The sequence below is a fragment of the Ornithinibacillus jepli genome (assembly GCF_047228935.1).
Lineage (GTDB): Bacteria > Bacillota > Bacilli > Bacillales > Amphibacillaceae > Ornithinibacillus.
The window spans coordinates 26,481-38,725 of sequence record NZ_JBFEGG010000002.1 but is presented as its reverse complement, the minus strand read 5'-3'; the positions used below and the strand labels follow the sequence as shown (position 1 = coordinate 38,725).

The window sequence follows — 12,245 nt, the reverse complement described above, 5'->3', positions numbered from 1 at the left end:
ATAAAATGATAGAAAAGCGAGATTCTACTAAATATCGTTCTAAAAAATTCTATTATAGTAGGGGTGTAGGAATGAAATTATTTATCGCAAGTGATGTTCCGAAAGATAAAATGGATGAGTTTTTAAGTACGACAGATCAAGTAAACAAAGAAAGTCTATTAAAAGACGGTTATGTAGTAGAGATTGGCAATGAAATTAAAGGATGCTTTGTTTTGTCAACAGTGGAAGATGGTATGTTCTGGCTGAAACAATTGTATATTGCAAAAGAAGAGGCACAAAAACTTCCAGTTCTATTAGAAACGATTATTGTCTTAGCAAAAACAAAGGAAGCAAAAAAGGTATATGTACATAGTCACCAACCGGTTGTGGATATATTACTTGGTGCAATGCAATTTCGTCCAGATAAAGAAGTGTCTGGTATGCTGAAATTGGACCAGAGAAAAGGCAATTGGTGGGCATACGAAGTTTCTTAATGAAATTATGCACATAATCCACAAGCTCTTGTGAACAAGTTGTGAAAAAACTGTCGATAAATCAAATTCTGGTGGATTAACTGTGGATAAGGTGATTTAAATAAACGTTTGTTTAGAAAACCTGTGGATAACGACGTGGGTTTTCTTTTTTGTTTGTGGATAACATAATTTTTTGCGAATCCTTCTTCATTTAGATAAAATGGGGAAAGGAAAAGAGGTAGTATTTATGAATGATACAAAACGTTGGAACGTCATAAAAAGTAAAAATAATGAAGCGATGATAAAAGAAGCAGCACAACTTCTAATGGATGGTAACACAGTTGCCTTTCCAACAGAGACCGTTTACGGGTTAGGTGCAGATGCAACGAATGAAAAAGCAGTGGAGAAAATTTTCCAAGCAAAAGGCCGTCCGCAAGATAACCCGTTAATTGCCCATGTGGCGACAAAGGAACAATTAATCAATTTAGTGGAGGATATTCCGGACTATGTATACAGATTAATTGATCACTTTTCTCCAGGCCCTATCACATATGTGTTGAAAAGTAATGGAACGTGTGCTGAAAATGTGACCGCTGGCTTACAGACAGTGGGGGTCAGGATTCCGAGCCATCCAGTAGCCCTTTCCCTTTTGAAGAATTGTAATATACCAATTGCCGCACCTAGTGCAAATACTTCTGGTAAACCAAGCCCAACAACAGCTGACCATGTTTGGGAGGACCTTGCTGGGAAAATTGCCGGGGTTGTGGATGGTGGAGCTACAGGAGTTGGTGTTGAATCGACCGTAATTGATTGTACACAAGATATCCCCATTATCCTAAGACCGGGTGGAATATCTAAGGAAGAGTTGGAAGAGGTTGTGGAAATGGTATCATTCGATCCAGCCTTGTCTGGTGAGGATGAAAGAATAACACCAAAAGCACCGGGAATGAAGTATACACATTATGCACCAGAAGTGCCAATGTGGTTAGTTGCAGGTGGAAGTGAGAAAATACAAGATGTGTATAATGAGCTAGTGACAGGTGGTAAGCGTGTCGGAGTGCTAGCTAATCGCAATACATTAGAGAAAATGAACGTAGAGTATGCTATCTCTCTTGGTGAAACACCTGAAGATGTTGCAGCAAACCTTTACGATGGTTTACGAAAGTTTAGAAAAGCCGAAGTGGATATCATTTTATGTGATACATACCCTGAACACGGTATCGGACAAGCTATCATGAACCGATTACGTAAAGCGGCTAGTCGCTATATAGAGGAGTGACCAATTATGGTTGCTCTTTTTTTATGATTATTAGAGGGACTAGTGTATCAACCGAATACTATTTGCTATCAACTATAATCACAAAACGATCACCCCATCCAAATCAATCATAATCCCCTCAATCAAAGCATATAGTGTAAAAGCATGTCCAAGGGGGATTATTCATGGGAGAAATTATATCTATATTCATTATGGCAATTGCAATTGGGATGGATGCTTTTTCTGTTAGCCTAGGCTTGGGGATGCAGAGAATTAGATTAAAAAGAATTGCGTTTATTGGCATTGTCATTGGCCTTTTTCATATGATTATGCCATTTCTCGGAATAGTTGGGGGTCAGTTAATCTCGACCCAAACTGGGGGATGGACGACATTAGCTGGTGGCCTTTTGTTATTTGGGATCGGTGCACATATGCTTTTTTCTGCATTTAATCATGAAGAAGGAAAAGTGGTGCAAACAGCAGGACTTGGTCTAATCATATTCGCTTTAAGCGTTAGTATTGATAGTTTTTCTGTTGGATTAAGCCTTGGACTATCTGGAGTAAAAACAGTTCTCACCATTTGCTTATTCGGTGCGGCAAGCATGGTTCTCACTTGGGCGGGGATGATAATCGGAAGAAAAGTACATGGAGTATTAGGTGCTTATAGTGAAATATTAGGAGGCAGTATACTCTGTGGATTTGGATTATATATTATATTTTAAAAGCAAAACGGACCCTAAAAACTGAGGGTCCGTTCTTTAATCAATTTTATTTAAGAAATAATACTGTATCTTCCATGTCTCACTACCGTGTTAGGCATTTCATAGCCTAATATTTTTGCGGCATCCTTTGATAATTCTACTAAAACGCTATTTTCCCTTACTTGAAATACTTTTCCTTCATACTGCCCGTTTCTTCTGTCAAAAAGAACTGTATCTCCAATACTCGCTGTTTCAGTTTTCTTCATAAAATTAAACCCCTCCCAAAGGATAATACCTAAATGAGACTTCTTTATATTCTATAAAAAAATTACTATGAATATGTAGTGAAAAGTGACATGTTTAGTGTGCGTATAGATAAATATTATCTTAGGTATTAAATTTATTATGTTAATAGTAATACTATTAGTATATAATTTCCATACTTTTATATCATTTTTTGACAATTTACTCAAATTTAACTAGGTAATTTGTCATAGGTACTACCTTTCGTAATTCGAAATATTCATTTATTCTTTTTCTGTCAACTCCCTTTATTCTATGTTATATTTTAGGTAGAAACATCATCTTGCCTGGAATTGGAGGACCTTTCATGAAGATTTTGTTTGTTTGTACAGGGAATACGTGCCGTAGTCCGATGGCAGAAGCTCTATTAAAGAGTAAGCTGCCAGATGTTGAAGTAAAATCGGCAGGTATTTTTGCAGCAAAAAATCAACGTGCCAGTCAAAATGCAATCGTTGCACTTGAGAATAAAGGAATCATCTTAAATCATCAGTCTCAGCCTGTTGAAGAAAAGCTTCTAAATTGGGCAGATGTCGTGTTAACGATGACAACGGGGCACAAGCAGTCTTTAATGATGCAATTTCCGGAATTTCAGGACAAGTATTTTACATTGAAAGAATTCGTATCTGAAGCCGATAAAAAGGTATGGGACGAATTAAAATCGCTTTATGCAGATTATGAGTTAAAGCGTTCCCAATTTGTTCAACAAAATAAACAAAAAATGAGTTCTAGCCAATTAGAAGAAGAATTAAAAAGACATCTTCAACCAGATATAGAAAAAATTAATCAGCTAGAAAGTAGTTTAATTAATTATGATATATCTGATCCGTTCGGAGGGGATTTAAGCACATACCAGAAAACATTGGAAGAATTAGAGGACTACATTTCGTTATTAATTAAAAAAATATAATAATAGACAAAAAAATCTGGGGGATTACGAGATGAACAAAAAATATCGCTTTGGGCTAAGGATTAAACTTGTCCTATTTACCACTATTTTAGCAATCATAACGTACACGACTAGTGCTTTTTTCCTTTATTTTCTATATGATTACGTAACGGAATTTTGGCAAGTTTCCATGGAAGTCTACACGATAATTACGTTATCATTAGGTATTATCTGGTCAGGAATTTTAGCTTACTTAGCAGCTCGTTTTATCACGAAGCCATTAAATCGTTTAGCACAAGTTGCATCAAAAGTGGCAGATGGAAACTTGAATCAAGAAGTTGATATTCCAAAATCAGATGATGAAATCCGTGCACTTAGTACCTCATTTAACACGATGTTAACAAATTTGCAGGAAATGGTACATAATATAGATACACATTTCAAAAATACGAATGAATCTGTTATCCAGCTTCGTGAAGCTTCCAGTTTAGTGTCACAGCATTCTGAACAAATTAGTGCATCAGTAGATGATATTTCGAAAGGTGCCGAAAATTCATCAGAAGCAATTCAACAAACGGTGGAGGCAGTTGAAGAAGCATCTACGTTAGCTGAACATGTTCAAGAAAAAGCTGGTCAATCACGTGAAAAATCTATTACCATGCTTGATACATTAAATAATAGTAAGAAAGTCGTTAACCAATTAGTAGAAGGCATTCAAAAGCTGGCTAATGATCAAGAATTATCCTTGAAAGACGTGGATCATTTGAAGGAAAATGCTCTTCAGGTGGAGTCAATTATTACTATGGTAGGTGAAATTGCCGAGCAAACGAACTTACTTGCGTTAAACGCGTCCATAGAAGCGGCAAGAGCAGGAGAACATGGTAAAGGATTTGCTGTTGTTGCAGAAGAAATCCGTAAGCTAGCTGACCAAAGTGCTCAAGCGGTTCAGCGTATTTCTGAACTAATTACCGCGATCCAAGATGATGTGAATCGAGTAGTGAAGAAGATAAATGAAAATGTAGAGTTAGCGATGAAAGAAGCGGATAGTGGTGTAACGACAAATGCTTCAATTGAGCAAATGTCTGGTTCAGCTTTAGAAGTTGCAAACGAAATCGAAGCTATTTTAGAAATCGTAAACAAACAGTTAGCTTCTATTCAAGCAACTGCTTCCCAATCTCAAGAGGTTGCAGCAATTGCAGAAGAAACATCAGCAGGAGCAGAAGAAGTAAATGCTTCTATTCATGAACAAGCAGCAACTATTGTTAAAGTAGATAAATTAGTACATGATTTAGAAGAACAAGCAAAAGGGTTAAACAAACAGATCCAAAAATTTAAAGTAAACTAACACAACCTAGAAAAGGAGCTAATAGAATGAAAGTTATTATCTCAGGTGACCATGCAGGGATGACTATTCGAAATGAAGTGAAGAACTTATTAGAAGAAATGGGTATCGAATATGAGGATATCGGTTGCTCATGTGAAACATCTGTAGACTATCCTGATTATGCTCTTCCAGCCGCAGAACGTGTAGCAAATGGCGAGTTTGATCGTGGAATTCTCGTTTGTGGAACAGGAATTGGGATGTCTATTTCAGCGAATAAAGTAAAAGGAATTCGCTGTGCACTCCTTTCTGATGTATATAGTGCAAAACTAACTCGTATGCATAATGATGCCAATATGATTGCAATGGGTGAGCGTGTACTAGGTCCTGGACTTGCTAGAGAAATTACAAAAGCATGGCTAGAAACCGATTTTGAAGGTGGACGACATGAAAATCGTCTGAACAAAATTAAAGCCTACGAAGATAAAAATTTTTAATGAATGGGACGAAGGGTTTTTCCTTCGTCTCGTATTAGGTTAGGTGATATGTATGCAGGAACAACTTAAGGAAATACAACGTGATTTGCAAGCGGTTGTAGCAGAGCTAGAACAAGCAGCGTATCTTAAGAAAGACACCATGTTTGTTGTTGGCTGTTCAACGAGTGAAGTAGCAGGTCAACATATTGGAACGGCAGGTAGTGAGGATATTGCTGCTGTACTGTTTTCAGGGCTAAAAGACTTACAAAAGAAAACAGGAATCCATCTAGCGTTTCAATGCTGTGAACACTTAAACCGTGCCCTTGTCGTCGAACGGGAAACAGCGGAAAAATATCACTTAGAAGAAGTATCCGTCGTTCCAGTTCCAAAAGCAGGTGGCTCTATGGCTTCTTTTGCTTATAAACATATGGAAGCTCCGGTAGTAGTGGAACACATTAAGGCACATGCTGGTATTGATATTGGGGAAACGATGATTGGTATGCATTTAAAACATGTAGCGGTACCTATCCGACTAAAACAGCGCTACATTGGATCAGCAAGAGTAAACACTGCAAAAACCCGTCCGAAACTAATAGGCGGTGTGCGAGCAGTTTACGATGTTGTAAATGATACAAATTCTTGTACATAATACAGTCAAAACAGGGAGGATTTTACCAATGGAACATTTAAAGCAGACAGATATGGAATTATTCGAAGCAATGGAAGCAGAAAAGAAACGTCAACAAACAAAAATCGAACTGATTGCATCTGAAAACTTTGTATCTGAAGCGGTCATGGAAGCAATGGGTTCTGTTTTAACAAATAAATATGCAGAAGGATATCCAGACAAACGCTATTATGGAGGCTGTGAGCATGTTGATGTGGTAGAAAATCTAGCTCGTAACCGTGCAAAAGAATTGTTCGGTGCAGAACATGCTAACGTACAACCTCATTCTGGAGCACAAGCGAATATGGCTGTTTATTTTTCTATTCTTGAGCCAGGTGATACGGTGCTTGGAATGAACCTAAGCCATGGTGGACACTTAACACATGGTAGCCCTGTTAACTTCAGTGGTACATTGTACAATTTCGTAGACTATGGTGTTGATCAACAAACAGAACAGCTTAATTATGATGTTGTATTAGAAAAGGCAAAAGAAGTAAAGCCCAAATTAATCGTAGCAGGAGCTAGTGCCTATTCACGCACGATCGATTTTGCTAAATTCCGGGAAATTGCGGATGAGGTTGGTGCATATTTAATGGTTGATATGGCTCATATTGCAGGCCTTGTTGCAGCTGGATTACACCCAAACCCAGTACCATACGCTGATTTTGTTACAACAACAACCCATAAAACATTACGTGGACCACGTGGTGGTATGATTCTTTGTAAAGAAGAATTTGCAAAGAAAATCGATAAAGCAGTATTCCCAGGAATGCAAGGTGGACCATTAATGCACATTATCGCAGCAAAAGCGACAGCATTTAAAGAAGCACTAGCCGATGATTTTAAAGTGTACTGCAAGCAAATCATCCTTAATGCTAAAGCGCTAGGTGAAGCGTTAGTAAAAGAGGGAATCCGTGTCGTTTCAGGCGGAACAGATAACCATTTATTATTACTTGATGTAACACCACTTGGTATCACCGGTAAAGTTGCAGAACACGTGCTAGATGAGATTGGAATCACCGTTAACAAAAACACCATTCCATTCGATACAGCAAGTCCATTTGTAACAAGCGGTATCCGTATCGGAACACCAGCTGTTACTACACGTGGTTTTAAAGAAGATGAAATGCGTGAAATCGCAGCAATTATTTCAATGACATTAAAGAACCATGAAGATGAAGCCGTATTAAAAGAAGCAGCGGAACGAGTATTAGCATTAACAGAGAAGTCACCATTATATGCTTAAACGTTAGAGGATACCTTAGGGTGTCCTCTTTTTTGGGTGGTTTGGTTGGAGCTCCGGTCACATGAATATTCAGAAAGGGCGCATGTTGGGTGATAGAGGTCACATGTAAAAGAGAAAAGGTCGCATGCAAAAGGAAAAAGGGCACAAGCTGGATGAAAGTGGTCACATGTAAAAGGAAAAGGGCACAAGCTGTTGTATAGTGGTCACATGTAAAAATGAAAAAGGCACAAGCTGAGTGAAAGGTCACATGTAGAAGAGAAAGGGGCACAAGCTGAGTTATAGTGGTCACGTGTAAAAGGAAAAAGGGCACAAGCTGAGTTATAGTGGTCACATGCAAAAGGAAAAAGGGCACAAGCTGAGTTATAGTGGTCACATGCAAAAGGAAAAAGGGCACAAGCTGAGTTATAGAGGTCACATGCAAAAATGAAAAAGGCACATCCAGAACATTTCTTGTCGAACCTCAAACCAGATTCTATGACATCTTGTTAACAATTCCAACCTTTACCTTGAATAACCAACTGATTTTCAGTACAATTTTAAAGATATAATTAAAACTTGAAGGAGTGGTCGCCAAATGGGAAATGTACATGTTCTAGATCATCCGTTGATCCAACATAAATTATCATTTATTCGTGACAGAAATACAGGTACGAAGGAATTTCGTGAATTAGTGGATGAGGTTGCTATGTTAATGGCGTTTGAAATAACCCGTGATCTACCACTAGAAGAAACGACAATTGAAACGCCAGTAACAACAACAAAAACAAAAGTGTTAGCTGGTAAAAAAATTGGTTTAGTGCCGATTTTACGTGCAGGACTAGGAATGGTGGACGGAATGCTAAAATTAATTCCTGCTGCAAAGGTTGGCCATGTTGGGTTATATCGTGATCCAGAAACATTAAAGCCTGTTGAATATTACATAAAATTACCTTCTGACATTGAAGAGCGTGAACTCATTGTTATAGATCCAATGTTAGCAACTGGTGGTTCCGCAAATGATGCCATTGAATCACTTAAAAAGCGTGGAGCGAAAAACATTCGCCTAATGTGCTTAATCGCAGCCCCAGAGGGAGTGGAAGTGATTAAAGAAGCACATCCAGACGTAGATATTTATCTTGCAGCCCTTGATGAAAAATTAGATGATCATGCCTACATCGTACCAGGCCTTGGCGATGCTGGTGACCGTTTATTTGGTACAAAATAATATATAGTTGGAGTGGATACAGTTGCCAAAACGCATCAAAGTTATGACAATTTTTGGGACAAGGCCAGAAGCAATTAAAATGGCACCACTTGTTCTCGAATTGAAAAAGCGAGTTGATGAATTTGAGCCAATCGTTACAGTAACGGCTCAACATCGTGAAATGCTTGATCAAGTCTTAGAGATTTTTAACATCACACCGGATTTTGATCTGAACATTATGAAACAAAACCAGACACTTGCGCAAATAACAACTCGTGCTCTAGAAGGGCTAGACGAAGTGATGAAAAAGACAAGCCCAGATATCGTCTTAGTTCACGGTGATACGAGCACAACATTTGCTGCGTCCCTTGCAGCCTACTATAACCAAATTGCAGTCGGCCATGTGGAAGCAGGTCTTCGTACATGGAATAAGTACTCCCCATACCCCGAGGAAATGAATCGACAGCTAACGGGAGTAATGGCGGATTTACATTTTTCCCCGACGGAGAAATCTAGGCAAAACCTCCTAGATGAAAACAAACCAGAGGAAAAAATCTTTGTTACGGGTAACACGGCAATTGATGCATTAAAAACAACAGTTGATGAAAATTATCAACACCCTATCCTGGATGCCCTTAATGGTAAGCGACTTGTGCTAATGACAGCTCATCGTAGGGAGAATCAAGGGGGAAATATGCAGCAAATGTTCCGGGCAATAAAGCGCTTAGTGGAAAAACATCGAGATATTCAAGTAGTTTATCCCGTTCACTTAAATCCAGTTGTTCGCCAAACAGCAAATGAGATTTTAGGGAATGATGACCGGATTCAATTAATAGAACCACTTGATGTAGTTGATTTCCATAACTTTGCTTCGCGAGCTCATTTAATTCTAACTGACTCTGGCGGTGTTCAAGAGGAAGCACCATCTTTAGGTGTACCAGTACTAGTGTTACGTGATACGACTGAGCGACCTGAAGGGATAGAGGCAGGGACGTTAAAGCTTGCTGGAACGGATGAAGATACGATTTTTAGTCTTGCAGATGAGCTTTTATCTGACCATGAAGCCCATGACAAAATGGCTAAGGCTTCTAATCCGTATGGAGATGGGGAAGCATCACGTAGAATTGCTGATGCGATTATAGGATACTTTAATAAGTAACTCAAAAGAGACTTCCAAACGTTGGGAGTCTCTTTGTCTATCTGATGTATCAATCACCCGATTTTTACAAATGCTAACGATAAGGAGGGATTGAATGCGATATCTAGTATTAACCATTGCGCTGGTCATTTCCATCATGTTGATTCCTAATGAAAGTTTAGCAATTGATAAAGAGCAGTCTATTATTATCGAAGTAGAAGGAGATCCGCTTGAACATAAGCAGTACTTAGAAACATATCATCCGTATATTCATGTTATAGCAACTTATAACAAACTATTTAATGGCTTAGCATTACAAGGTTCTCCTGATGACCTGGAAAAAATGGGGACGTTAGATTTCGTTAAAGCCGTACATACGGTCCAAACTTACCAGACAACACAAGCTGAAAAACCATTTGAATCTATTGAGGATATCGTGAAAAACAGCCCAGAAATCGTTCTCCCTTCTACATTGAATAACACTTCATATACCGGTAAAGGAATAACGGTAGGTGTAGTAGATACCGGGATAGATTATAATCATCCAGATTTGAAGATTAATTATACTGGTGGTTATGATTTAGTAGACTTAGACGAAGATCCAATGGAAACGTTAGAAACAGAAGGGATGCCTACGAACCATGGCAGTCATGTAGCAGGCATTATAGCGGCAAATGGAAATTTAAAAGGCGTCGCTCCAAATGCAGAGATTCGCTCCTACCGAGCACTAGGGCCAGGTGGAAGTGGGACATCGATACAAGTAATTGCCGCAATGGAGCAAGCGGTGAAGGATGGTGTCGACGTAATTAATCTGTCCCTCGGAAATTCTGTAAATGGACCAGATTATCCGACAAGTATTGCGGTAAATCGCGCAGCCGATTTTGGAATAGCAGTAGTCATCGCTAACGGAAATAGTGGACCAGATAATTGGACAGTAGGAGCTCCAGCAACAGCAACCAATGCACTTGCCGTAGGAGCTTTTGCTAATTCACAAACGATTCCGATGCTATATGACACTCTCTCAGGTAAAAAAATACCACTTACTTCGATGATAGGCTCTAATCCATGGGATTTTTCCTTAGACTATGAAATCGCGCTTAAAGATGAAAAGGAACTAAAAGGGAAAATAGCATTAATTCCACGCGAGGACATTCCTTTTTATGATTTAGCGAAGAAAGCAGAAGAAAAGGGAGCTATTGGGGTTATTATTTATAACAATGAAGAAGGAGCCTTTCAAGGAGCGATTTCCGGTCGGGAGGAACAAATTCAAATTCCGGTAGTGTCGGTATCGAAAGAAGATGGCAAGTGGCTACGTGACTTTGCAAAAAAAGAGAAATATCCTTATATCGATACAATTTATGAACATACAGATAGTGGAATTGCCTCTTTTAGTTCGAGAGGGCCTGTAACAGTTAATTGGGAAATTAAGCCCGACGTCCTCGCCCCAGGAACGAATATTTTAAGTACCGTTCCAGGTGGATATATGCCACTACAAGGAACATCAATGGCAGCACCACATGTTGCAGGGGTCATTGCATTAATGAAGGAAGCAAAACCAAAGTGGACGAATGAACAAATTTTTGGTGCATTAAAAACGACAGCACTAAGGATAGAGGATAAAACTGGAAAACCAGTTGACCCAATCGAGCAGGGTACCGGGAAAATAAATCCGAAGCGGGCTATCGAAACACCAACGATTATTTACAATCCATCCTTGTCTTTTGGAAAAGTAAACGATTATCGGAAATCAGAAACGATAACACTAACGATTGAAAACACATCAAAGAATGAGCGGGAATATTACTTTCATATACCGAAGAAACAACAAGGATTAAGCTGGGATCTACCCATGTCTTTTTCAGTTGAAGCAGGGGAGAAAGTAGAAATACCGGTAGAGCTAAGCATTACATCTCCGCAAGTTGAAAAAGGAATCCACCAAGGATGGCTGGAATTAACATCAGAAGGTGAAACGTATCATCTCCCATATTTGTTTATCAATGAAACGGCAGATTATCCAAAAGCAACTGGGTTTGAATTCACATTAAAACCATTTTCAGATGACGAATTTGTCTACCGATTATATGTGACCGAAGAAACAAGAAATGTATCCGTAGAGTTATACAATCCAACAACATTAATTTATGACCGAACTCTAATTAAAATGGACGATATGCAAATCGGGATGAATGAAGGCTATCTAAAGAAGAGAGACCTAGGCGAACCAGGTAGATACTTAGCAGTCATCACCGTACAGCTAGAAGATGGTAGTTTTGAAAGCTATGAAACAGAATTGATTATTGGACCAGGTTTGTAGTGAAGGAATTTGTGAATGAGGTGATTAGATTGCAGGTATTGAACTTTACATGAAATCACCATGAAAATGAACAAAAACGTGGCTCATGTTCACAAAACTGTCACCAAATATATACCTTAATTCAGATATAATAAAACTGAAGCACCTCATTCACAAACCTTCAAAACATCCATCTCCAATACAAAAATTGGAATGTATGAAAAATGTCAAAATTCCAAGGAAACCGATTGACAAGAGAAGGTTGGCTAAGGTAAACTGACTTAGTGTGGAATGATAAGGTTTTCATCAATATATCTTGAC

General features: G+C 38.6%; 12 protein-coding genes. 11 read left to right on the top strand and 1 reads right to left on the bottom strand.

What is annotated here, in order from left to right:
• Positions 1-71 precede the first annotated feature (71 nt).
• From AB1K81_RS08175 to AB1K81_RS08165, 3 genes are all read left to right on the top strand, one after another.
• Positions 72-473: a GNAT family N-acetyltransferase gene (locus AB1K81_RS08175; protein ID WP_412976166.1), complete on the top strand. Its 402-nt coding sequence runs from the start codon at positions 72-74 to the stop codon at positions 471-473.
• 226 nt (positions 474-699) lie between these two features.
• The gene (locus AB1K81_RS08170) at positions 700-1,731 is read left to right on the top strand and encodes an L-threonylcarbamoyladenylate synthase (RefSeq protein WP_412976165.1); all 1,032 of its coding nucleotides are present in this window, start codon (positions 700-702) and stop codon (positions 1,729-1,731) included.
• 164 nt (positions 1,732-1,895) lie between these two features.
• Complete coding sequence (locus AB1K81_RS08165; RefSeq protein WP_412976164.1) at positions 1,896-2,432, top strand: manganese efflux pump MntP; 537 nt, start codon at positions 1,896-1,898, stop codon at positions 2,430-2,432.
• Between the two features lie 50 nt (positions 2,433-2,482).
• Here AB1K81_RS08165 and AB1K81_RS08160 read toward each other — a convergent pair whose 3' ends face one another.
• Positions 2,483-2,677: a DUF2187 family protein gene (locus tag AB1K81_RS08160; RefSeq protein ID WP_412976163.1), complete on the bottom strand. Its 195-nt coding sequence runs from the start codon at positions 2,675-2,677 to the stop codon at positions 2,483-2,485.
• Between the two features lie 344 nt (positions 2,678-3,021).
• Between AB1K81_RS08160 and AB1K81_RS08155 the strand changes: the two genes are divergently transcribed.
• The 8 genes from AB1K81_RS08155 to AB1K81_RS08120 all read left to right on the top strand — a co-directional run bounded on the left by AB1K81_RS08155 (position 3,022) and on the right by AB1K81_RS08120 (position 11,945).
• Entirely contained in the window at positions 3,022-3,621 is a 600-nt protein-coding gene (locus tag AB1K81_RS08155) for a low molecular weight protein arginine phosphatase (RefSeq protein ID WP_412976162.1), read from the top strand.
• A 31-nt stretch (positions 3,622-3,652) separates the two neighbouring features.
• Positions 3,653-4,945 carry a methyl-accepting chemotaxis protein gene (locus AB1K81_RS08150; protein ID WP_412976161.1) on the top strand — a complete coding sequence of 431 codons (1,293 nt, stop codon included), beginning with the start codon at positions 3,653-3,655 and terminating at the stop codon, positions 4,943-4,945.
• A 26-nt stretch (positions 4,946-4,971) separates the two neighbouring features.
• Positions 4,972-5,418, top strand: a complete 447-nt coding sequence (gene rpiB / locus AB1K81_RS08145; RefSeq protein ID WP_412976160.1) for a ribose 5-phosphate isomerase B — start codon at positions 4,972-4,974, stop codon at positions 5,416-5,418.
• Positions 5,419-5,470: 52 nt separating this feature from the next.
• Positions 5,471-6,046, top strand: coding sequence for a TIGR01440 family protein (locus AB1K81_RS08140; protein ID WP_412976159.1), 576 nt, complete (start codon positions 5,471-5,473; stop codon positions 6,044-6,046).
• A gap of 28 nt (positions 6,047-6,074) precedes the next feature.
• Entirely contained in the window at positions 6,075-7,310 is a 1,236-nt protein-coding gene (glyA, locus tag AB1K81_RS08135) for a serine hydroxymethyltransferase (protein WP_412976158.1), read from the top strand.
• A gap of 574 nt (positions 7,311-7,884) precedes the next feature.
• Complete coding sequence (gene upp, locus AB1K81_RS08130) at positions 7,885-8,514, top strand: uracil phosphoribosyltransferase (RefSeq protein WP_412976157.1); 630 nt, start codon at positions 7,885-7,887, stop codon at positions 8,512-8,514.
• A 22-nt stretch (positions 8,515-8,536) separates the two neighbouring features.
• A complete protein-coding gene (wecB, locus tag AB1K81_RS08125) occupies positions 8,537-9,652 on the top strand; it encodes a non-hydrolyzing UDP-N-acetylglucosamine 2-epimerase (RefSeq protein ID WP_412976156.1) in 1,116 nt (371 codons plus the stop codon).
• Between the two features lie 94 nt (positions 9,653-9,746).
• On the top strand, positions 9,747-11,945 hold the full coding sequence (locus AB1K81_RS08120; protein WP_412976155.1) for a S8 family serine peptidase: 2,199 nt from the start codon (positions 9,747-9,749) through the stop codon (positions 11,943-11,945).
• Positions 11,946-12,245 lie beyond the last annotated feature (300 nt).

Bases quoted from the DNA above. Each gene is read 5' to 3' on its own strand.
- AB1K81_RS08175 (WP_412976166.1), top strand. From the start codon at position 72: ATGAAATTATTTATCGCAAGTGATGTTCCGAAAGATAAAATGGATGAG.
- AB1K81_RS08170 (WP_412976165.1), top strand. From the start codon at position 700: ATGAATGATACAAAACGTTGGAACGTCATAAAAAGTAAAAATAATGAA.
- AB1K81_RS08165 (WP_412976164.1), top strand. From the start codon at position 1,896: ATGGGAGAAATTATATCTATATTCATTATGGCAATTGCAATTGGGATG.
- AB1K81_RS08160 (WP_412976163.1), bottom strand. From the start codon at position 2,677: ATGAAGAAAACTGAAACAGCGAGTATTGGAGATACAGTTCTTTTTGAC.
- AB1K81_RS08155 (WP_412976162.1), top strand. From the start codon at position 3,022: ATGAAGATTTTGTTTGTTTGTACAGGGAATACGTGCCGTAGTCCGATG.
- AB1K81_RS08150 (WP_412976161.1), top strand. From the start codon at position 3,653: ATGAACAAAAAATATCGCTTTGGGCTAAGGATTAAACTTGTCCTATTT.
- rpiB (WP_412976160.1), top strand. From the start codon at position 4,972: ATGAAAGTTATTATCTCAGGTGACCATGCAGGGATGACTATTCGAAAT.
- AB1K81_RS08140 (WP_412976159.1), top strand. From the start codon at position 5,471: ATGCAGGAACAACTTAAGGAAATACAACGTGATTTGCAAGCGGTTGTA.
- glyA (WP_412976158.1), top strand. From the start codon at position 6,075: ATGGAACATTTAAAGCAGACAGATATGGAATTATTCGAAGCAATGGAA.
- upp (WP_412976157.1), top strand. From the start codon at position 7,885: ATGGGAAATGTACATGTTCTAGATCATCCGTTGATCCAACATAAATTA.
- AB1K81_RS08120 (WP_412976155.1), top strand. From the start codon at position 9,747: ATGCGATATCTAGTATTAACCATTGCGCTGGTCATTTCCATCATGTTG.